Origin of the sequence: Streptosporangium vulgare (genome assembly GCF_042428775.1) — a bacterium.
Taxonomy (GTDB): Bacteria; Actinomycetota; Actinomycetes; order Streptosporangiales; family Streptosporangiaceae; genus Streptosporangium; species Streptosporangium vulgare.
This window is the reverse complement of record NZ_JBHMBS010000012.1, coordinates 61,907-83,875: the sequence shown is the minus strand read 5'-3', so window position 1 is coordinate 83,875 and position 21,969 is coordinate 61,907. Positions and strand designations below refer to the sequence as shown.

Sequence of the window (21,969 nt, the reverse complement as noted above, 5' to 3'; positions counted from 1 at the left end):
TGGACAAGACGATCATAGGCGCGCCGCTCTGTACTGGCGGATTCGCACCTTCCTCGAAGTAGTCAAACTCGCCCTCTGGATCATCTTTCAGATCCTCTGGGAAACCATGAAGCATAGCTAACCGGATACGGGCGATAGGCCTCCTGGGGTGCCGTTAAGGTGCGACACCGGAAACACCCCTGGAGCCTCGTCCCAAAAGGCCGATGTAGACAGCGTGTTGATCATGCTCATCGCCTTGACCGCAGCGACCGGCGGCATTGCCGCGAGCTAGAAGTGGCACCGTGTCGTCCTGGGAGCCGGTGCGCTTTTCGTTTTGACCATCTTTGAGTGGTTCGTGGCGGTTATCGGCGTTGTGGGCGGCGAGCACCTCTTAGGCATGGTCACGATGATCCGATGGCACCTACTGGTTACGACGACGCTCGTCATCGCAATCACTTTTCGAGATCAGACATCATCGACTTCCCCTGAGGCGCCGCACTCGCTATAGAGGGATTACTAAGAGCGCTGAAGACCCTTCATTACGAGTTAGAACACGATCGTCCAGGACCGTCCACGGTTGTCTTCCGAGCCTGCTCGGGCGGGCTTCATGAGGTTCCTCAGTCCACGATTGTCCATGGACGTCCAGCGCTGTTGTTGGCAGTCGCGTTAGCAAGATCGACGTTTGAGTCTCCCTCGCTTCCGAACTGGTCAGCGAACCGCCTGCAGCACGTCCGTGACAACGTGGTCCGCCTCGTGTTCCTGGCCGGGCGACGTCCCCGATCGACCCAGGCCGTGCGAAGGCCGGCCGCCCGTCCCCACCGATATCGGACACCAGGTGGTCGCCGACCATCCATCCCCCATCGGCAAGGACCATGCCGCAACGCTTGGCGGCGATCTCGAACAGGCAAGCATCAGGCTTGCGGATGCCTTCGAGCCCGGACAGCGCGTAGGCGTCGACGGCCTCGGCCAGTCCTGTCCGCTGAATCTTGCCGAGCTGATTGTCCGCCGTCCCGTTGGTGACGATAGCCACCTTCCAGCCTAACGCACGCAGTCGAGCTAGGCCGTCCATCATCTCGGGCTGACAGCGCACCAGGTACGGCATGCGCCGGCGGTAGCGGCCCCACAACTCCTCGACCGACTCGGTGAGAGTGAAATACTCGCGAACCTTGGCGAAGAAGACCTCATGATGCGGATAACCCGCCTGGTCGAGAGCGAGTAGCCAGTTAACCGCCTCGCATCCAAGACCGTACCCGTCGGCGAACTCTGCAGCCCACGTCTGGAACGCCTCGTCCAGATTCACGAGCGTGTTATCCAGGTCAAAGAGCGCGAGCTGTTGCACGATGACACCCTATGTGGGCCCCTGCCAATAGATCACCCGTGCTACGAGCTGAGGACTACCAGCATTTCAGCAGGGGCGGCGGCTGAAACCTAGGTCGACATCATGGGATGGCGCCTTACCTGCGGTCCGATTCTCATCAGTTCTCCACGTTTTCGGGGAATTGACACCACAAATCACTCCAATGCCTCGGCCTCAGCCAGCCGCCCCAACACGAATGTTAGGTTGTTCCGGCTGCTCAATGTGTCCGGGTGCTCCTCACCCAACACCCGGCGCCGAGCCTCCAGCACCGCCCGATGCTCCACCTCCGCCTCGCCCCACCGCCCCAGTTCCCAAAGCACGCCCGCCAGGTTGTTTCGGCCGGTCAATGTGTCCGGGTGCTCCTCACCCAACACCCGGCGCCGAGTCTCCAGCACCGCCCGATGCTCCACCTCAACCTCGGCCCACCGCCCCAACCGCCCCAACACCAACGCCAGATTTCCGCGGCTGGTCAATGTGTCCGGGTGCTCCTCACCCAACACCTGGCGCCGAGTCTCCAGCACCGCCCGATACTCTGCCTCCGCCTCGGTCAGCCGCCCTAACCGCCCCAACACAAACGCCAGGTTGTTCCGGCTGCTCAATGTGTCCGGGTGCTCCTCACCCAACACCCGGCGCTGCACCTCCAGCACCGCCCGATGCTCCGCCTCCGCCTCGGTCAGCCGCCCTAACCGCCCCAACACAAACGCCAGGTTGTTCCGGCTGCTCAATGTGTCCGGGTGCTCCTCACCCAACACCCGGCGCTGCACCTCCAGCACCGCCCGATGCTCCGCCTCCGCCTCGCCCCACCGCCCCAGCTTCCCTAGCACGAACATCAGGTTGTTCCGGCTGCTCAATGTGTCCGGGTGCTCCTCACCCAACACCCGGCGCTGCACCTCCAGCACCGCCCGATGCTCCGCCTCCGCCTCGGCCAGCCGCCCCAACTGCCCCAATACGAGCGCCAGGTTGTTCCGGCTGGTCAATGTGTCCGGGTGCTCCTCACCCAACACCTGGCGCCGAGTCTCCAGCACCGCCCGATGCTCCACCTGCGCCTCGGCCCACCGCCCCAACCACCCCAGCACGAGCGCCAGATTTCCCCGGTTGATCAATGTGTCCGGGTGCTCCTCATCCAACACCCGGCGCTGCACCTCCAGCACCGCCCGATGCTCCGCCTCCGCCTCGGCCCACCGCCCCAACTGCCCCAGTACAAGCGTTAGATTGCTCCGGCCGATCAACGTGGCCGGATGCTCCTCACCTAGAGCGGCTCTACAAATGGCCAGAACATAAGATGCGAATACGTGGGTGCGATGGTAGTTTCCTTCCTCCCGCTCGTGGTCGGCGGCTTCACGGAATACTTGGACGTTCTCCTGCTGGGACTCGGTGCTGATCCGGTGACGGCGGATCAAGATCTCCGCATGCGGGCTCAGTGAGCGCCGCCGCATGCGCCGCTCGGCCGGAGGCAACTCCGCCGAAGCCACCCAGACATCGGTCAGCCAGGTCAGCGCCAGGTCCGGAGCGGAGTCCTCCTCCGGAGCCGCCCCGGTCTCGTCCTCGGCCGCGACCACGGCCTGGACGAGCCGGTGAACTGCCACGGTGTCCTCGGTCAGGGTGATGAGGCTGTAGGAGTGCAGTAGCCGCAGCGCGTCTAGCACCATGGGCCGGTCACCGCCAGCGTCCAGGATGTCGCGAGGGATGTCGTTGGGGGCGTAGCAGGCCAGCACACGTAGCAGTTGCACTGCGTAGGGGTTGCGCCTGCCGACGGCCTCCAGATGAGCGCGCCAGAGCCGGGCAATGGTGCGCTCGGCGTCTCCCTCTTCGGGGGATGCGGCGTACATGTGCGCGGGATGGGCAGCCAGCAGCGACAGGTACGAATCGGGACTGATGCGAGACTCGCGGATGTAGGCGCCAGCTTGCTCCAGCGCCAGCGGCAGATGCCCCAGTTCCGCGGCAATCTCCTTGATGGCGGGCCGGTCTTCAGGCCGGTCCCGCTCGCCGACCCTGGCGATCAGCTCGACCGCTGCGTGCTCATCCAATACCTCCAGAGGGATCGGCTGGACGCCGACGGGCCAGCGCGCTAGGCGACGCGTGGTAACCAGGATGTGCCCGGTGTGGAGCTGGCCCAGCAGATCCCGCACCTGCGCTGGGTCTTCGACGTTGTCGAGCACCAGCAGCCAACCCTCGTGGGCCTGCAGCCATCCCCGAGCCCAGTCGGCCGCCTGCTCCCCGGTCAGGACCAGCGCCGTCGGCGGGTGAAGCCGCTCGGCCAGCGCGGTTAGCCCAGCTTGGACCTGCTCGGCGCTCTCGGCGGTGATCCACCACCTCAGCCGGTAGCAGTCCCGGCCGACAGTGGCGTACTGGCGGGCCAGCTCGGTCTTGCCGACGCCGCCCAGGCCGTGGATCACCTGGCCAATGACCACCCGCGCCCGGTCTCTGGATAGCTCGCGGCCGAGCCGGGCCAGCACACTCTCGCGTCCCACGAACACCGCGGCAGGCCCATCGGGCAAGTTCGTCAACGCTGCCGCCAAGTGCACCTCGGCCGGAGCCCGCAGCGTTCCCGACTCCAGCTGGATCACTCGGTTGTCCACCGGTGAGCAGTCCCCCGTGGTCACCACTCCACGGATCTGCTCGGCGGCCACCGACCTGTCGCCCGACGCCTCGATCCCCGTACGACGCTGCGGCATCATGTCCCCCATCGGGCGGCTCTCAGCGGTCGCTTGTGGTGTCGTCTCCGGTGGAGACGGTCCCGGAGATGGTTTGCGCCGCGATCGACCGCGTTCCGGACGCCGTCACCGTCACCTGAACCACCTCGGCGGCGGGCGCGGGAGTGGTCTGCGGAGCGTTGCCTATCGGGTTCTTCTCGGTTGGGCCTCTGGGCGCAGTGTCACCGGTGGAGACGGTCCCGGAGATGGTCTGCGCCGCGATCGACCGCGTCCCGGACGCCGTCGCTTGCACTCCTGTGACTGGCGGGCCGGACTGCAGAGCACGGCGGCTGAGCACTGCGCTGTACCCGGAGATGCCCAGGCCGAACAGCGTCGCAAATACACCGAGCACACTGGCCCACTTGTCGGCATCATCGAGGCCGACCTTGAACAACAGCACTCCCAGCACGACTAGAGCGAGCCCTGTCGTTATCCCGCCCGCTACCCGCCACCTGCGCGTCATGGCCCCATGATGAACCGCACGCCAAAGTTCAGATGGTTACTCCTGGAAAATCATGAGGATCGTTACATCCATCGCTTCGACACCTTTCAGCCCTTGGTGCGGTCCCGCACATGTTCTCTGTCCTGATCACCTCGTACGCCGTCGACCCATCGCGAAGCGGCAGCAGGCCGGGGACGGAGGATCAAGCCTGGCCTTGCGTGTACATGCCTCCCGGTGACCTTCCTCCCCCGCTGATTGTCCTGCCTGCACGGCCGGGCTTGAGCCGGAGGGGCTGGCCTGCTGGGCTTGCCTGGGTCGACGGCGTACGAGGTGATCAGGACTTCTCAGCCACACCGAAGCCGTCGGGTTCCGCGCGACGATCACCTCGGGGCCGGAGATCCCCGCCGGAGGCATCTTCTCTACTCTTGGGGCGGTTCACTATCAGGCTGTTGGCGCGTGGGCGGCGCGGCCGCGACCGGCCGAAGAGCCGCAGCGCGGCCAGCGACCGCCCGACGCGCGGCGAGACGCCGCAGGCGGATCGCCTTTAACCCTGTAGAGATAATTGTCGCGGTTCAAGATCGGAAAATGTTGACCATCTCCCCGTTGCGAGAGTCCTCTAGCTTGCAGATCTGTGTTTCCCCAGGTCGGGGCTAGAGGGACACTCCTGCCATGCAGACCTGACGATCCTCATGCCAACCGGCAATCTCGAAAGAATGGTTGCCTGAACCGATGTTCTCTGGGTACACGTTGGCCCCGTAGTAGGAGACCGTGAAGTGCCCGCGGCCGAAGACGTACGCGAACGGCAGGTCCGGGCCGTCGTCGCCGGGGTGGAAACCGTGCTCGGCGAGGAAGGCGAGCATGCGGTCGTGGGGGATCAGGCCGCCCTCGTCGGCGATGTGGTAGCGGATCAGGGGGATGCCGTTGTCGCCGGAGAACAGCAGGGTGCCCTCGTGCTCCTCGAAGAAGCGCACCCGGGGGTCGTACTGGACCAGGGTCGGCAGGCGGGAGGCGCCGAACAGCTTCCTGGCCGTTTCGGGGCGGTCGGCGAGGAAGCGGCGGACGCGGATGGACAGCGGGGTCTCGTTGCCGAGGACCCCGGCGTCGGCGGTGCCGTAGAGGGAGGCGGTGTCGCGGGCGGGATCGGTCATGCCGGTCCGCTCGGCGACGAGGGTGCGCCACTCCTCGCTGAACACCTCTCCGGCGGTGACGAGTTTGACCGAGTAGTCGGCCCAGGGCAGGCCCTGCGCGACCCCGGTGTCGATCACGTCCTTGAGGAACGGCGGGTAGCCGAGCAGCACGACCTGGTCGAAGTGCGGGGCCAGTTCCGGGATCACCCGGAGGATCTCGCGCCGGTCACTGCCGGGGGCGACCGCGGTGATCGGGTAGCCCTTCGCGGCGAGGTGACGGCAGCAGGCGAGGGTGAACAGCCCGCCCACCCAGGTGCCGAGCGCGAAGCAGACCACGGCGAGCGTCCTGCGCCCGGCGGCGTCGAAGGCGTCGCGGAAGACCTGCTCGAACCGTTCGGCGATCACCTCCTCGTCGGCGGCCGAGCGCGGCCAGAACGAGGGGGTGCCGGTGGAGCCCGACGACACCGCGATCATGTCCCCGACGGTGCCGTCCCGGCACAGCTCGGGCAGCGGGTGGCGGCGCGTGTAGTTGTCCTTGGCGGTCAGCGGCAGCCGGGCGAAGTCCTCGTAGGTCCTGACCCGCTCGGCGGCCACGCCGTGCTCGGCGAGGAACGCGCCGTAGGCGGGCACCGAGGCCGCCACCCGATGAAACAAGCTCGACCACGCCGTCACGAGGATCCATGCGCCGAATGTACGGCCTTCGCTCCTTTCTCGTCGCGGGTCCCGCCGCGGGTCGCGTGGTCTCAGCGTTGCCAGGCCGCCAGCAGGTCCTCAGGGGTCCAGGCCGCGGCCAGTGGAAGTCCCGGCTCGAACCCCGCTCTGGAGACCGCCACCTTCGGCGTGCCGGTGGTGACGCCGGGGACGGCGGCGGAGCCCTGGACCAGAGCGTCGTAGTCGTGGCGGTCGAAGGGCCGCGCGTCGAGCCACTTGATCGAGCCGACGAAATGGACCCGGCCCGCGACCGGCTCCCGGTCCGCGCCCACGAGGTCGATCTCGGGATTGTTCTGCCGGTTCCACCACCCGCCCACGACCTCGGTGTCGGGCCATTCGTCGTCCGGCAGCATCCTGGCCAGGCAGTCGCGCACGAGCGGTTCCATCGCGCGGCCTCGCCAGGTCGTCCACGAACGCTCGATCCGCCGCGACGCCAGATCCGGCCGGCCGCGCTCGCTGTCGGCGATGGCCCGCCGCAGGAACGCGAGCCAGAACCGGAGATAGTGGTCGGCCACCCGGTAGCGCTTGTTCTTGGTGTCGGGCCGGTCGGAGAGGGGGAGGTCGGCCGCCACCACCTGTTTGGCGACCAGGTTCGTGAGGATCGGCGCCAGGGTGCCGGACGGCAACGGCGTCGCCCCTCCCACGTTGGCGGCGATCGCGCTGAAGGTGCGCTCTCCGGCCCCGATGGTCTCCAGCACGGCCCGGGCGTGTGTCGCCGAGGGAAACTCTCCGAGCAGGGACAACTCTCCGGCGGCGAGAAGAGGGGAGAGCGGGCTGGCGAGGCTGTCGCGCAGGAAGTCGGTCCTGGCCAGACCCCGTTCCCATGACCGGACCACTTCGGGGAAGCCTCCGGTGATGAGCAGCGCGTCCACCGCGTCGGCGGCGGGCAGCCCCGTCATGTCGGCGACGTCATGGAGATCGAGCGGCTTCAACGTCATGCGAACGGCCCGGCCGAAGAACGGACGGCCGTACTCCTGCGAGGACTCCATCACGGACAGGTCGCTTCCGACCAGGATCAACAGGATCGGCCGGGCCGACAGATATCTGTCCCAGATGGTCTGCAGGGCCCCCTCGAACTCCCCGTCCTGCTCGATCAGCCACGGGACCTCGTCGAGAACGACGACGCACGGGGTCTCGTCACCCGCGGCCAGCGCCAGCGACCGCAGCGCGTGGTTCCAGTCCTGTGGCGCCGTCCCCTGGACAAGCTCGCCGCCCGCGAGCCCGGAGCAGGCGACGGCCTCGGCGAAGTCGCTCCGCTCCGCGGCCGGGCCGCGCCCCCTCGTCGCCTGGAAGACGACGTACGGCAGGCCGGAGCGATCGCAGAACTCCTGCACCAGGCGTGACTTGCCCACTCGCCTGCGGCCGGTGACGATCACCGCCCGGCCGCGCGTCCCTCCCTTCCCCTCCAGCACGAGCCGCAACTGCGCGTCCAGCTGGCCGAGGTCGAAGGCCCTGCCCGCAAATATCATCGATCCTACCTTAGTAATATCGAATATTACTTAGATCTAATCTACATTATTGAGCCCGCCGATCGGCGGCGGACATCGGCGTGATTCCCGCGCTCCTGCGGAGTGTCGGCGTTCCCGAGGAGCACCGGCAGATCTTCCAAAGTCACGCCGCGGCGCTGGAGGAGGTCAAGCGCAACGACGGCGTGGCGCCGACGGTCTCCTTCGTGATCGCGCAGGACCCGGCCAACGGCAGCCTGGTCCGCGTCGCCGGGCTGGCCTGCCGGTTCGACGGGGTGTGGGCCGCGTTGAGCCCGGCCGAACGCGACACGTCGTCGGCGGCGGCCGAACTCATCCGTTTCGTCACCAACCCGCGCGCCACGCAGGCCATGCCGCGCGGCCCGGGCGTCGACGTCGGCCGGTTCCGCCCCTCCGTCCACGTCACCCTCTGGAGCCAGGCTCTGCCTGACCATTCGTGCTGATGGCGAGTAGATGCGGCCTGGTCGTCTTGACGGCCGAGACGCCCGCCGAGAATCAGGCCGTGCGTGAGCGCCGCGTGCGGTCACTTCGGGGCCAGACGAGGAGAACCCCGTCAAGGAAAGGACCTCTACCCTCCTGAGGTCGCATGAGGTCGGGGCCACACTGTGTCGCCGTCCCACTCGACGATCTTCTTGAGCTGATCGACAGATGGCAGCCCGGTTGCGCCGGCCAGCTTGGCGTGGCCGAGTTGGGTGCCGGTCAGTTTCACGTTCGTGAAGTCGGCGTTGGTCAGGTCCGCGGCGTAAAGATTGGCGTGGCTGAGGTCGGTCGAGAGGAGTCGGGCGCCGGTCAGATCGGCCAAATTGAGATTGGCATTGACCAGGGAAGCTTTGATCAGGTAGGCGCCGCTCAGATCGGTGGCGCGCAGGTCGGCTTCGGAGAGGTCGGTGTCGTCGACGAGTGCTTCGCTGAGATCTGCCTGCATGAGGTTGGAGCGAGCCAGGTGAAGTCCTCTCAGCCTGGCGCCGGGGATTCGTGCGCGCCCAAGCTGTAGCCAGCCGGCCTCGGGGTTGACAGGGCGAGCTCTGCCCAGCACCGTGAGCGCGCCCTGGATGTCTCTCGGCTGGAGGTCCGCTCCCTTCAGGCCATGCCCGACGACGTAGGTGGCGAGAAGGTCGATCGTGGTGTCCCGATAGGAGACGTCCTCTTTGGCGACACCTTCGAGGGCGTATATGCCGCCGATCCGTACGTCGGTGCTCTTGCTGGCGAGTTGTTCGACGGCCCTGCTGAAACGGTCGGCGATCTGCCCTTTCCGCGCGACGGAGAGCCCTTCGCGTGCGATCCGCTGCTCTTCTCGTGCGGCATCAAGCGATTGGGCTGTCTGGGTGAGCCCTTGAGCCGTGAAGATCAAGCTGATCAACACCGCGACGGTCGTCGCGATCTGGACCAAGGTCGTGACGAGCTGACGACGGCTGTCAGCGGCACTGTTGTGCAGTTCTGCACGGTCTCGCGCGGGAAGCGCGTCGAACTCCGCCCGCGTGAGCGGGGCCGTCGCTCGTCGGGCGGATCTCCCTTGAAACCACGCCATGTCGGCATTATGTGATCCATCGGTCACGCTGACGAGAGCATCCCTCTACTCAGATGACCGGCGGCCACCCTCACCTCAGCCTTGGCGATGGTCAGTAGTGATCACTCCGAATCGCCGGACGGGCTTTGGCGGACACGACCTGGTTCATGTCTCCCACCGGGAGACGGTCCAGGCCTCGTTCATGTCACGCTCCGAAACGGCGGACACGTGAGATCTCGGCGATCACGTGGTGCGGGGATCGGAAGGTGTCCGCCGGAAACGCCGGCCCGTATCCGGGCGAGGGGCGTGGGCCGGGTTCCGGTCACTTCGCGTATCCGGGGCCGGGGGGCCCGGCCGGGGGATCGCAGGGGCGAAAGCAACAGGTTGGACGTCACATGCGATGAGCAGGGAATCCGTCATGGTTACCGGATCGTGATTTGACTCGTTTTGACAGGGATAATAACACTCACTCTATGTGACGGTTGGTTTTTTGTGATGTTAACGCTAACAATCGGGATCGCCTGAATTCGGGGGATCCACGAGCCTGGCGATCTCGCGCCGGAGGCCGGCGCGGGTCGCGTGCTGAGGAGACCTTCGTGCTGTCCGCGCACCTCACCCTCGACCCCGCGTTCGCGGTGGCCCCCGTCCACCGGCGCACCTTCGGGACGTTCGTCGAACACCTCGGCCGGTGCGTCTACACCGGCCTCTACGAACCCGGCCACCCCACCGCGGACGAGAGGGGCTTCCGGCGCGACGTCCTGGAGCTCACCCGCGAACTGGGCGTGACCACGGCCCGCTACCCCGGCGGGAACTTCGTCTCCGGATACCGCTGGGAGGACGGCGTCGGCCCCCGGGACAGGCGGCCCCGGCGGCTCGACCTGGCCTGGCACAGCACGGAGACCAACGAGTTCGGCCTGGACGAGTTCGTCGCCTGGACGCGCGAGGCCGGGGTGGAGCCGATGATGGCCGTCAACCTCGGCACCCGGGGCATCGCCGAGGCGCTGGACCTGCTGGAGTACTGCAACATCGAGTCCGGGACCCACCTGTCGGACCTGCGGGTCGCCCACGGAGCCAAGCAACCGCACGACGTCCGGATGTGGTGCCTGGGCAACGAGATGGACGGCCCCTGGCAGGTCGGCCACACGACCGCCCGCGAGTACGGGCGGCTCGCCGCCGGGACCGCCCGCGCCATGCGCATGATCGACCCGGGCCTGGAGCTCGTGGTCTGCGGGAGCTCCGGTTCGGCCATGCCGACCTTCGGCGCGTGGGAGGCCACCGTGCTGGAGGAGACCTACGACCTGGTGGACTTCGTCTCCTGCCACGCCTACTACGAGGAGCACGACGGCGACCTGGCGAGCTTCCTCGCCTCGGCGGCGGACATGGACCACTTCGTCGACGCGGTGGTGGCGACGGCCGACAGCGTGGGCGCCCGCCTCAAGAGCAAGAAGAAGATCAACATCTCGTTCGACGAGTGGAACGTCTGGTACCTGTCGCGCTTCCAGGACGCCGAGCCGCCGCGCGACTGGCCGGTCGCCCCGCCGCTGCTCGAAGACCACTACCACCTGGCCGACGCGGTGGCCTTCGGCGGGCTGCTGATCTCGCTGCTGCGGCACAGCGACCGGGTGACGTCCGCCTGCCTGGCCCAGCTCGTCAACGTCATCGCCCCCATCATGACCGAACCGGGCGGCAGGGCCTGGAGGCAGACCACCTTCCACCCCTTCGCCCAGGCCTCCCGGTACGCCGCGGGCCGGGTGCTGCGGGTCGAGGCCGACTCTCCCGTGCACGAGACCGCGAGGTTCGGCGAGGTCACCGCCCTCGACGCCGTCGCCACCCACGACGAGGAGACCGGCGCCACCACGCTGTTCGCCGTCAACCGCTCGACCGACCGGCCGCTCACCCTCACCGCCGACCTGCGCGCCCTCGGCCCGGTGGGTCTCGCCGGGGCCACGGTGCTGTCCGGTCCCGACCCCTACGTCCGCAACACCGCCGACGCCCCGGACACGGTGGCCCCCCGTGCGAACACCGAGGCCCGCCTCGACGCCGGGACCCTGACGGTCACCCTGCCCGCCGTCTCGTGGAACGTGATCCGTCTCATCCGCCCGTAGACCCACCCGGCCGCGCTCCCCGTAGAACACCCGTGAGACCCATCCGGCCCGCTCCCCGTAGACACCCGTGAGACCCACCCGGCCGCGCTCCCCGTGAACACCCGTAAACACCCGCAGACACCCGGAGACACCTGAAGGAAGACCCCCGAAGACCCCCGGAGACACCTGGAGGCAGCAGTGGACGACATTCCAGCGACCCCACCCCGGACTCCGCCGACCCCCTCCCGGATCACCCGGAGGAACCTGCTGGGCGGTGCCCTCGCCCTCGGGTTCCTCGGTTCCGGATGCTCCCTCCCCGTGGACCTGGGCTCCTCCCGGACCCGCATCAGGTACTGGCACTTCCTCGGCGCGAGCGACGGGGTCATCATGAACGAGATGGTCGGCGCGTTCGGCGAGGAGAACCCCGGCCTGTTCGTCGAGGAGAACGTCCTGGAGTGGGGCGAGGCCTTCTACACCAAGGTCGCGATGGCGGGAGCCGGCGGACGTTCCCCCGATCTCGCCACCTTCCACCTCGCCCGGCTGCCCGGCATCGGCCCCGGCCGGATCCTGGACCCGATCAACCTCGACCTGCTCGCCGAGAACGGCCTGCGGCCCGAGGACTTCAGCCCGCCCATCTGGGAACGCGCCCACATCGACGGCGTCCTGTACGCGGTGCCGTTCGACGCCCACCCCATGGTCCAGTACTACAACACCGATGTCTGCGGCCGTGCCGGACTGCTCGGCGGCGACGGCAGGCTGCTGGCGACCAAGGGCCCCGATCAACTGCTGGACTCGCTGCGCAAGGCCAGGGACGTCCTCGGCGGCAAGCCCCCGCTGGCCTTCGACGCGCTCGGCCTCGGGACGGTCGGGCCGTGGCGGGTGTGGTGGTCGCTGTACCCGCAGAGCGGCGGCACCCTCCTGTCGGACGACGGCGCCACGATCACGATCGACGACGCCAAGGCGCTGGAGGCGCTCTCCTTCATGCGCACGCTGGGCGCGGAGGGACTGTGCGACCCCACCACCGACTACGCGTCGTCGGTCGCCGCCTTCCAGAGCGGCGACGCGGCCTTCCTGTGGAACGGTGACTGGGAGACCACGACGTTCAAGCTGGCGAAGACGCCGTTCAGCATGGCGCGCTTCCCCTCGGTCTTCGGCGGCGCCTCGGCCCAGGCCGACTGCCACGTCTTCGTCGTGCCCCACCAGCGCGCCCGCGATCCGCGGATCGAGCGGGAGACCTACCGGTTCATCGCCTACCTGGTCAAGAACAGCGCCGACTGGGCGGTGGCCGGTCACGTGCCCGCGTACCTTCCCACGCTGGAGGAGCCGGAGTACCTGTCGCTGAGCCCGCAGTCGGAGTACCGCTCGGTCATCACCGAGGTGGCGCTCGACCCGCAGGTGTGGTTCACCGGGTCGGCGTCGAGGCTGTGGATCGAGTTCGGTGAGGCGTTCTCCCCGGTGATCGGCGGAACACGCACGCCCGAGGAGGGCCTGGCCCGGGCCAAGGCCGCCCTGCGCGGGCTGATGGAGGCCCCCAACCCCTTCCCCGAGGAGCCCCGATGACGACCGCCGTCGCACCCCCCGCCACCGCCTCGCCGGCCGCGGAGACCGGGGTGGTACGCCGCTGGACCCAGCACGGGCTGCTGTTCGTCGCACCCTTCCTCGTGGTCTACGTGGCCTTCCTGGTCTGGCCGCTGCTGCTGGGTCTGAAGATGAGCCTGACCGGTGTCAACATCGCCGGGAGCAACGACGGGTTCGTCGGCTTCGCGAACTACGCCGAGGCGTTCGCCGACCCCGAGATGTGGCGCTCGCTGTGGAACACCGTGCTGTTCACCGTGCTGAGCACCGTGCCCCTGGTCGTCCTGGGGCTGGTGTTCGCCCTGCTGGTGCACAACCTGCGCTTCGTGCGCTGGCTGTGGCGGCTGTCGTTCTTCGCGCCGTTCCTGCTGCCCTCCGCGGTGGTCTCGCTGCTCTGGCAGCAGATGATCTACCAGCCCGACTTCGGCCTGCTGAACGGGACGTTCGGCACCGACATCCTCTGGCTGGGCGATCCGAGCCTGGCGATGTGGTCGGTCGTGATGACCACCGTCTGGTGGACGGTCGGCTTCAACTTCCTGCTCTATCTGGCCGCGCTGCAGAGCATCCCCGAGCAGCTCTACGAGGCCGCCTCGATCGACGGCGCCTCGGCCTGGCACAAGCTGCGCTCGATTACGCTGCCGCTGCTCCGCCGCACCACCGGCCTCATCGTGGTGCTGCAGTTGCTGGCCTCGCTGAAGGTCTTCGACCAGATCTACCTGATGACCGGCGGGGGCCCGGAGAACTCCACCCGGCCGATCATCGAGTACGCCTACGACATGGGCTTCATGGGGTATCGCGTCGGCTACGCCTCGGCCGTCTCCTACATCCTCTTCATCCTGATCGCCGCCGTGTCCCTGGTGCAGCTACGGCTGTTCCGCAAGCGCGAGGAGTCTCTCCGATGACCAAGAGGTTCGGCCCCGGCCAGCTGGTCCTGCTCGCCGTCACCGGGGCGCTCGCCGTGGTCTGGCTCGCGCCCCTCGCCTGGGCGGTCGCCACCTCGCTCAAACCCGAGGCCGACACCAACAAGGTCCCGCTGCGGTGGGTCGGCAGCGAGGTCACCCTCGACGCCTACGGGCTGGTCCTGGGCACCGGCGGCATCGTCAAGTGGGCGATCAACTCCACCGTCACCGCGGTCGTCGTGACGTTCATGACCGTGTTGTTCTCGGCGATGGCGGCGTACGGCTTCGCGCGCACCCGCTTCCGGGGGCGGCGCGTGCTGCTCGCCGTGATCCTCGCGGGGATCATGGTCCCCCCGCAGGTGCTGCTCGCCCCGCTGTTCGCCGAGATGGTCGCGCTGGGGCTGGTCGACACCTGGTGGGGCGTCATCCTGCCGCAGGTCGCCGCGCCCGTTATCTTGTACGTCCTCTACAAGTTCTTCCAGGCCGTGCCGCCGGAGCTGGAACAGGCCGCGTTCGTCGACGGGGCCGGGCGCTGGCGGGTGTTCTTCACCATCGTGCTCCCGCTCTCGCGACCGGTGCTCGCCGCGGTGGCGATCTTCACGTTCATCACGACCTGGAACAACTTCCTCTGGCCGTTCCTGGTCTCCACCGACCCGAACACGATGACCCTGCCGGTGGGACTGGCCAACGTGGTGCAGGGCACCTTCGGCGTGCGGTACGCGCAGATCATGGCCTCGGTGGTCCTGGCCGGCCTGCCGCTGCTCGTCGTCTTCGTGCTCTTCCAGCGCCAGATCATCCGCGGTGTCGCCCACACCGGCCTGGCCGGGCAGTGACGGGAGCCCGGCAGGGGGAGGGGACCTCGTCCCGGAGTCCGCGATCCGCGTCCCGCCGCGGGGAGGGCACGCGGAGCCGGGGAGGCCGGGAGGGCCGGGAGGGCGCAGCCGGCGCCGGGTACGCGGGTGAACCGCGACCCGGCGCGCGCGCCGGGTCGCGGGACGCGGTCACCCGCTGAAGGTCCCCGCCGAGGTCACTTGCTGAAACCGGCCGTCAGGCCGCTGAGCAGCTGGCGGCGGCCGACCACGTACAGGAACAGGATGGGGAGCGTGGTGAGCACGACCGAGGCGAGCACGGCCGGGACGTTCACGCTGTACTGCCCCTGGAAGGTCCACAGCGCGAGCGGCAACGTGCGCTTGTCGGCGCTCTGGGTGAGGATCAGCGGCAGCAGGAACCCGTTCCAGATCGTCAGCGCGTTGTAGATCGTCACCGTCACGACGGCGGGCATGGTGAGCGGCAGGGCGAGGCGCCAGAGCGTAGCCATCTCGCCCGCGCCGTCCAGCCGCATCGACTCGAACAGCTCCTTGGGCACGTCACGGATGAAGTTGGTCAGGACCAGTACCGACAGCGGGATCGCGAAGGCGATCGACGGGAGGATCAGCCCCGTCAGCGAGTCGTACAGGTGCAGGCGGATGATGATCAGGTAGACGGGGATGATCGTCGCCTGCAACGGGATGGCCAGGCCCATGAGGAAGAGCGCGTTCACCCCGCGCAGGAAGCGGAAGGCGGTGCTGCCCCGGACGATCGCGTACGCCGCCATGAACGCGACCGCGACCGCCGGGACGACCGCGCCGACGGTCACGATGAGGCTGTTGAGGAAGTACAGCGGGAAGTCGGACTCGACGACCAGCCGATAGTTGTCGAGGGTCGGCTCGGTGGGCGGCGCCAGCGGGTTGGTGGCGTAGTAGCTGCTCTGCGCCTTGAAGCTGGTGATGAAGATCCAGTAGATCGGCACGATCACGATCACCAGCCAGAGCCAGCCCACGGCCCCGCCCAGCCAGTTGCGGCGCTCGCCGAGCGCCCGCGTCTCGCCGCCCGACCGAGGCCGGGGCCTGCGGCGGTGGTTGCGCGGGTTCGATCCGAGCGTCTCGGTCCGCTTGCCCCCCGTCGTACGGGTCAGGCTCATGGTCAGGCCCCTTCCATCTGGCTGGCGTTGGCGTCGCGGCCGCCGAGCCGGCGCAGGAGCAACGCGATGGCGAGACCCACGAGGACGAGGATGACGGCGATGGCACTGGCCGGTCCCATGAGGTTGGCCTGGAACCCGCGCTTGTACATGTCCAGGGCGAGCACCCTGGTGGCGTCGCCGGGACCGCCCGCGGTGAGCACGAAGATCAGGTCGAAGAAGGTCAGGGACCCGACGACCATGAGGGTGGAGGACGTGATGATCGTGTACTTGAGCTGCGGCAGCGTGATGCTGAAGAACTTGCGGACGCGGCCCGCGCCGTCTATCTCGGCGGCCTCGTACATGGAGCGCGGGATCTGCCGCACGCCGCCCTGGTAGATCAGCGAGTGGAAGGGGATGAACTGCCACGACACCACGAAGATCACGACGCTGAAGGCGAGGACGGGCTCGCCGAGCCAGTCCTGCACGAGCAGGTCGATGCCCAGCCCGGCGCCGAGCCCGAAGTTCGGGTCGAGCAGCGCCTTGTAGGCGATCGCGATGGCGGCCTGGCTGAGCAGCAGCGGGATGAAGTACAGCACCGCCAGCAGCGAGCGGTAGCGCTGCCGCCCGGCCAGGAACACCCCGATCAGGATGCTGATCGGGGTCTGGACCGCCCAGGAGACGACCATCACCAGCAGCGTTATCCACAGCGCGTGCAGGAGGCCGGGATCGCCGAGCACGGCCCGCCAGCTGGTGAGCCCGGACATCTGGATGTCGCCGAGCTGGTCCCAGGTCGAGAAGCTGAGGAACACGACCCCGACCAGCGGGACGACCCCGAAGGCGACGAAGATCACCAGGGCCGGCACGGCCAGCCAGGGCAGGAGGCGGCTGTACGCCCTCCGCCCGGTGGCCGGCCTCCCTGTCCGGGCGGGGGTGGCGATCGCGCTCAACTGCCGATGACCGCGTTCATGTTGGACACGAACTGCTCCGGCGTGATCGACAGCTGGAACAGCTTGGAGATGTTGTCCAGCAGCACCTCGGCCGCGGTGGGGCTGAGCGCCTGGTCCCAGGACTGGGCGAAGGACTTGGCGTTGCTGGCGATGCCGTAGACGAACTTCAGGAAGTCCTCGTCCTTGGCGCCGGCGAACGCGCTGTCGGCGCCGTTGACGATCGGCACCGCGCCGGTGCCAGCCCACTCCTTGACGTCCTCGTCGTTGAGCACGGCGGTCGCGAAGAACTTCTTCGCGATCTCCTTCTGCTCGGGGGTCGCCTTGGAGGAGATCGACAGGTACTGGCCGGGGTTGCCGACGGTGTTGCTGGGGTCGCCCTTGCCGCCCTCGACCGGCGGGAAGTTCATGTAGCCGAGGTGGCCGCCGGAGACGAAGTCACCGCCGTCGGCCGACATGCTGCCGTACGTCCAGCCGCCGTGCAGCATCATCGCGGCCTTGCCGGTGTACAGCAGGGCCTGGTCGGCGTTGGAGTCGGCGGTGATCGAGGAGAAGCCCTTGATGAAGCCCTTCGCCTTGACGAGGTCCTGCAGCTTGGTCAGGGCCTCGATGGCGGCCGGGTGCGACCAGGCGTCCTTCTTGGCGTCGAACACGCCCTGGAACACCTCGGGGCCGCCGATGCGGTCGAAGAGGAACTCCAGCCACATCATGTTCGTCCAGCGGGACTGGCCGCCGAGGGAGAACGGGGCGATGCCGGCGGCGTTGAACTTGGGGACCAGGGCCATGATGTCGCCCCACGACTGCGGGGGCTCCACGCCGACCTGCTCGAAGACCTTCTTGTTGTAGTACAGGACGATGGGCTGCATGGTCTCGGCCGGCATCGCGTAGATCTTGCCGTCGATCGTGGCCGCCCCGAAGGAGGAGGGGAACAGCCGGTCCTTCACGGCGGCGTTCTCCTCGAACCACGAGGTGAGGTCCTCCACCTGGCCCGCCTGCACGTACGTGCGCAGCGTCCCGCCGCCCCAGCCCCAGATGATGGTGGGTGCCTGGCCCGCGCCGATCGCCGTCTTGATCTTCGTCTTGTAGGCGTCGTTCTGCATGGCCGTGAACTCGATCTGCCCGTTGGGGTTGGCCTTGTTGAAGCGCTCCACGGCCCTGGTGCGCACGCCCTCCTGCGGCTGGACCGACAGGAACCAGTAGCTGGCCTTGGTCGCGGCGTTCCCCCCGCTGCCCCCGCTCGCGCCCCCGCCCGCCGGGGTGGGGCCGGACGTGCCGCAGGCCGCCAGCGCGGCGCTGAGGGGGATGCCCATCGAAAGGGCGAGGAAGGTGCGGCGGGATGGTGTCGTTGACTCCACGCTGATCTCCGTATGTCGAATGCCGGGGCGGGGCTGGGCGGGACTTCGGGTGAAACATCAGTCGCGGTGGTCGTCGGTCGTGGCTCGGCACCTCTGCTGCCAGGCGTCCGTCCCCCCGAGCCCAGCATGTCGAAACATTTCCGAAACAGGCCGCGTGGCACGTCAATTTAGATTTGTACCAACCGCCTGTCAAGGGGTGGGACATATGTCGTCACGAGCTTGGTATACGGGGCACGTAAGGTACTCTCATCTGGGACTTTCCTGGTCACCTCGGGTGCGCCAGGATGTGGGAAGAGCTACCGCAACACTCCGAAATGTTTCGGAAGACCGCGGGGGCGGTTTTTTCTTGAGGAGAGCACATGACGGCGCTAGATGGGACCTCCGCGACGGGCCGGACCCTCCGGTCGTGGCAGGACCCGGCACTCCCGGTGGCCGAGCGGGTCGACGCCCTCCTCGCGGAGATGACCCTGGAGGAGAAGATCGGCCAGCTCGGCAGCCGGTGGCTCGGCAACGTCATGCGGGACGACCCCGGCGAGGGGACCGAGGAGAAGTCCGAGGGCACGGCGAACGTCGCCCCGATGCAGGACGTCTTCGCGGCCTCGGGACGGGTGCCCTTCGAGGAGGCGGCCCGCCACGGGCTCGGCCACCTGACACGGGTGTTCGGCAGCGCTCCGGTGACCGCGGTCGAGGGCGCCGCCGAGGTGGTGCGGCTGCAGTCCGAGGTGGTGCGGCGCTCCCGGCTCGGCATCCCGGCGCTGGTCCACGAGGAGTGCCTGACCGGTTTCACCACCTACGGCGCGACCGTCTACCCGGCGGCCATCGCCTGGGGCGCGACGTTCGACCCGGACCTGGTGGAGCGGATGGCCGCCGCCATCGGGCGGGACATGCGCGCGGTGGGCGTCCACCAGGGCCTGTCGCCGGTGCTGGACGTGGTGCGCGACTACCGCTGGGGCCGGGTCGAGGAGACCATGGGCGAGGACCCGTACCTCGTCTCGATGCTCGGCGCCGCCTACGTGCGCGGTCTGGAGGGCGCCGGGGTCATCGCCACGCTCAAGCACTTCGCCGGATACTCCGCCTCCCGGGCGGCCCGCAACCACGGCCCGGTGCCGATGGGCCGGCGCGAGCTGATGGACATGATCCTGCCGACGTTCGAGACCGCCCTCGTCGAGGGCGGCGCGCGTTCGGTGATGAACTCCTACTCCGACGTGGACGGCGTTCCCGCCGCGGCCGACCCGTGGCTGCTCACCGACCTGCTGCGCGACGAGTGGGGGTTCGCCGGGACGGTGGTGTCGGACTACTGGGCGATCCCGTTCCTCGCGACGATGCACCAGGTCGCCGCGGACACCGGCGAGGCCGGGGTGCAGGCGCTGACCGCGGGCATCGACGTCGAGCTGCCCGACACGCTCGGCTTCGGCCAGCACCTCGCCGGGCGGGTACGGCGCGGCGAGCTGCCCGAGGCCCTGGTCGACCGGGCCGCCCGGCGCCTGCTCACCCAGAAGGTGGAGCTCGGTCTGCTGGACCCGGACTGGACGCCGGAGGGGTCGGTGGCCGGGGCCGAGGCCGTGGACCTGGACTCGCCGGCCAACCGGGCACTGGCCAGGGAGCTCGCCGAGCGGTCGATCGTGCTGCTCGACGCGGGCACCGCGCTGCCGCTGCTCGGCGAGGGACGTCCCGGAGGACGGCCCGAGCCGCGCAGGGTGGCCGTGGTCGGCCCCTGCGCCGACGACCCGCGCACGTTCATGGGCTGCTACGCCTTCCCCAACCACGTGCTGCCCCGCCATCCGGGGCTCGGGCTCGGGGTGGCCGCGCCCAGCCTGCTCGACGCGCTGCGGGCCGAGCTGCCCGAGGCCGAGCTGGTCCACGAGCCGGGCTGCGAGGTGCGGGGCGACGACCGCTCCGGCTTCGCCGCCGCGCTGCGGGCGGCCCGCGAGGCCGACGTGTGCGTGGCCGTCGTCGGCGACCTGGCGGGGATGTTCGGGCTGGGCACGTCGGGTGAGGGCTGTGACGCCGACGACCTGCGGCTGCCCGGCGCGCAGGAGGACCTGCTGGCCGAGCTCGCCGCCACCGGCACGCCGGTCGTGGTGGTCGTCGTCTCGGGCCGCCCGTACGCGCTGGGCCGGGTGTCCGAGACGGCCGCCGCGCTCGTCCAGTCGTTCATGCCGGGCGAGGAGGGCGGGGCGGCCATCGCCGGGGTCCTGTCCGGCCGGGTGCAGCCCGGCGGGAAGCTGCCGGTGCAGATCCCGCGCGGCCACGGCGGGCAGCCGGGCACCTACCTGCAGCCGCCGCTGGGCTCCAACAGCCACGGCATCAGCAACCTCGACCCGACCCCGCTGTTCCCGTTCGGGCACGGCACCTCGTACACCACCTTCGAGATCGACTCCTTGAGGATCGACGCCGCCGAGGTGCCCACCGACGGCGAGTTCACCGTGTCGGTGCGCGTGCGCAACACCGGGGGCCGGGCGGGCGAGGAGGTCGTCCAGCTCTTCCTGCACGACGTGGTCGCCCAGGTGACCCGGCCGGTGCGGCAGCTCACCGGGTTCGCCCGGGTCCGGCTGGAGCCCGGCGCGAGCGCCGTGGCGACCTTCACCGTCCCCGCCGACCGGACCGCGTTCACCGGGCGCGACCTGCGGCGCGTCGTCGAGCCGGGAGACATCGAGGTGTTCGTGGGCGCGTCGGCGTCCGACCTGCCCTGCCGGGGCCGCATACGATTGACCGGCCCGCTGCGTCACGTCGGCGCAGGCCGGCGGCTGGTCACCCGCGTGAGCGTGGAGCCGGCACCGGGCTCGTCCGCCACACAGCAGGGAGGAACAGATGCCGGCCAGTCCTAGACGGGCCACGCTGGCCACGGTCGCGGCCTCGGCGGGCGTGTCGATCGCGACCGTGTCGAAGGTGCTCAACGGCCGGGGAGACGTCTCCCCGGTGACCCGCTCCCTCGTGGAGTCGTTGCTGGAGCAGCACGACTACGTCGCGCCGCCGCAGCGCCGCAGGGACGACGCGACCGTGCCGGCCACGATCGAGGTGGAGCTCGACGCCGACCTCAACCCGTACTCGACCGAGATCGTCCAGGGCGCGGTGCGGGCCGGGGCCGAGGTCGACGCGGCGATCGTGGTGAGCATCCGGACGAGCGACGACCGCGGCGGAGCCTGGGCCCGGGGCCTGGCCGTCGCCGGACGGCGGGCCGTGATCGCCATCACCAGCGACCTGACCGCGGGCCAGCTCGCCGCCCTGTCCCGCGCGCGCCTGCCCCTGGTCGTGATCGACCCGCTGAACCTGCCGCAGACCAGGGGGGTCACCAGCGTCGGCTCGACGAACTTCGCCGGGGGCCTGGCCGCGACGCAGCACCTGCTCGCGCTCGGGCACCGGCGCATCGCCTATCTCGGTGGACCGGCCACCGCGGCCTGCAACCAGGCCCGGCTGCACGGCTACCGCGCCGCGATGGAGGCCGCGGGCGCCCCGGTCCCGCCGGGTTACGTGCGGGAGGGGCACTTCCAGTATCAGGAGGGGGTGACGGGCGGCGCGGTCCTGTTCGGCCTGCCCGAGCCCCCCACGGCCGTCTTCACCGGCTGCGACGACATCGCGCTCGGCGTGCTGGAGGCGGCCAGGGCGCGGGGGCTGCGCGTGCCCGAGGACCTCAGCATCGTCGGCTTCGACGACACCCAGGTCGCCCGGATGGCCTCGCCCCCGCTGACCACCGTACGCCAGCCGCTGCGGGAGATGGGCGGTGTCGCGGTACGCACGGCCCTGCGCCTGGCGGCGGGCGAGCGCGTCGACTCCCATCACGTGGAACTCGCCACCGAGCTGGTGGTACGCGGCTCCACCGCCCCGCCCGAGAGCTGCGGCGGCCACGGCTGACCCGCCTCACGGCGGCTTCCC

16 protein-coding genes are annotated in these 21,969 nt (G+C 69.0%); 7 read left to right on the top strand and 9 right to left on the bottom strand.

All coding sequences use genetic code 11. The features are described 5' to 3' along the window. Positions 1-481: 481 nt before the first annotated feature. The 5 genes from ACFFRH_RS24710 to ACFFRH_RS24690 form a co-directional block, all read right to left on the bottom strand. Entirely contained in the window at positions 482-1,318 is an 837-nt protein-coding gene (locus tag ACFFRH_RS24710) for an HAD family hydrolase (RefSeq protein ID WP_344742835.1), read from the bottom strand. 173 nt (positions 1,319-1,491) lie between these two features. Beyond that, complete coding sequence (fxsT, locus tag ACFFRH_RS24705) at positions 1,492-4,023, bottom strand: FxSxx-COOH system tetratricopeptide repeat protein (protein WP_344742836.1); 2,532 nt, start codon at positions 4,021-4,023, stop codon at positions 1,492-1,494. A gap of 10 nt (positions 4,024-4,033) precedes the next feature. Then, positions 4,034-4,492, bottom strand: a complete 459-nt coding sequence (locus tag ACFFRH_RS24700) for a hypothetical protein (protein ID WP_386159855.1) — start codon at positions 4,490-4,492, stop codon at positions 4,034-4,036. 629 nt (positions 4,493-5,121) lie between these two features. Further along, complete coding sequence (locus ACFFRH_RS24695; protein ID WP_344742838.1) at positions 5,122-6,270, bottom strand: phenylacetate--CoA ligase family protein; 1,149 nt, start codon at positions 6,268-6,270, stop codon at positions 5,122-5,124. A 71-nt stretch (positions 6,271-6,341) separates the two neighbouring features. Continuing rightward, positions 6,342-7,778 (bottom strand): ATP-binding protein, encoded by a 1,437-nt coding sequence (locus tag ACFFRH_RS24690; RefSeq protein WP_344742840.1) that lies wholly within the window; start codon positions 7,776-7,778, stop codon positions 6,342-6,344. An 80-nt stretch (positions 7,779-7,858) separates the two neighbouring features. Here ACFFRH_RS24690 and ACFFRH_RS24685 point away from each other — a divergent pair, with 80 nt between their 5' ends. Continuing rightward, a complete protein-coding gene (locus ACFFRH_RS24685) occupies positions 7,859-8,236 on the top strand; it encodes a LysR family transcriptional regulator (RefSeq protein WP_344742841.1) in 378 nt (125 codons plus the stop codon). A 125-nt stretch (positions 8,237-8,361) separates the two neighbouring features. On the opposite strand, the gene ACFFRH_RS24680 is transcribed toward ACFFRH_RS24685, so the two are convergent. Then, positions 8,362-9,321: a pentapeptide repeat-containing protein gene (locus ACFFRH_RS24680; protein WP_386159852.1), complete on the bottom strand. Its 960-nt coding sequence runs from the start codon at positions 9,319-9,321 to the stop codon at positions 8,362-8,364. Positions 9,322-9,896: 575 nt separating this feature from the next. Here ACFFRH_RS24680 and arfA point away from each other — a divergent pair. From arfA to ACFFRH_RS24660, 4 genes are all read left to right on the top strand, one after another. After that, positions 9,897-11,405, top strand: coding sequence for an arabinosylfuranosidase ArfA (gene arfA / locus ACFFRH_RS24675; RefSeq protein WP_344742844.1), 1,509 nt, complete (start codon positions 9,897-9,899; stop codon positions 11,403-11,405). 177 nt (positions 11,406-11,582) lie between these two features. Next, the gene (locus ACFFRH_RS24670) at positions 11,583-12,944 is read left to right on the top strand and encodes an extracellular solute-binding protein (protein ID WP_344742845.1); all 1,362 of its coding nucleotides are present in this window, start codon (positions 11,583-11,585) and stop codon (positions 12,942-12,944) included. Beyond that, positions 12,941-13,861: a carbohydrate ABC transporter permease gene (locus tag ACFFRH_RS24665; protein WP_344742846.1), complete on the top strand. Its 921-nt coding sequence runs from the start codon at positions 12,941-12,943 to the stop codon at positions 13,859-13,861. The genes ACFFRH_RS24670 and ACFFRH_RS24665 overlap by 4 nt, the downstream gene beginning before the upstream one ends. After that, on the top strand, positions 13,858-14,691 hold the full coding sequence (locus ACFFRH_RS24660; protein WP_344742848.1) for a carbohydrate ABC transporter permease: 834 nt from the start codon (positions 13,858-13,860) through the stop codon (positions 14,689-14,691). The genes ACFFRH_RS24665 and ACFFRH_RS24660 overlap by 4 nt, the downstream gene beginning before the upstream one ends. Before the next feature lie 194 nt (positions 14,692-14,885). Here the strand turns inward: ACFFRH_RS24660 and ACFFRH_RS24655 are convergent, their stop codons facing one another. The 3 genes from ACFFRH_RS24655 to ACFFRH_RS24645 are packed head-to-tail and all read right to left on the bottom strand — an operon-like array spanning position 14,886 to position 18,096. Next, positions 14,886-15,818 (bottom strand): carbohydrate ABC transporter permease, encoded by a 933-nt coding sequence (locus ACFFRH_RS24655; RefSeq protein WP_344742850.1) that lies wholly within the window; start codon positions 15,816-15,818, stop codon positions 14,886-14,888. 2 nt (positions 15,819-15,820) lie between these two features. Continuing rightward, entirely contained in the window at positions 15,821-16,744 is a 924-nt protein-coding gene (locus ACFFRH_RS24650) for a carbohydrate ABC transporter permease (RefSeq protein WP_344742851.1), read from the bottom strand. Then, a complete protein-coding gene (locus ACFFRH_RS24645; protein WP_386159848.1) occupies positions 16,741-18,096 on the bottom strand; it encodes an extracellular solute-binding protein in 1,356 nt (451 codons plus the stop codon). Before ACFFRH_RS24645 ends, ACFFRH_RS24650 begins: the two co-directional genes overlap by 4 nt. 359 nt (positions 18,097-18,455) lie before the next feature. Here ACFFRH_RS24645 and ACFFRH_RS24640 point away from each other — a divergent pair, with 359 nt between their 5' ends. Together ACFFRH_RS24640 and ACFFRH_RS24635 are read left to right on the top strand one after the other, a co-directional pair. Then, positions 18,456-20,924 (top strand): beta-xylosidase/alpha-l-arabinosidase, encoded by a 2,469-nt coding sequence (locus ACFFRH_RS24640; protein WP_344742853.1) that lies wholly within the window; start codon positions 18,456-18,458, stop codon positions 20,922-20,924. Further along, positions 20,908-21,948, top strand: a complete 1,041-nt coding sequence (locus ACFFRH_RS24635; RefSeq protein ID WP_344742856.1) for a LacI family DNA-binding transcriptional regulator — start codon at positions 20,908-20,910, stop codon at positions 21,946-21,948. The genes ACFFRH_RS24640 and ACFFRH_RS24635 overlap by 17 nt, the downstream gene beginning before the upstream one ends. The last annotated feature ends 21 nt before the right edge of the window (positions 21,949-21,969 follow it).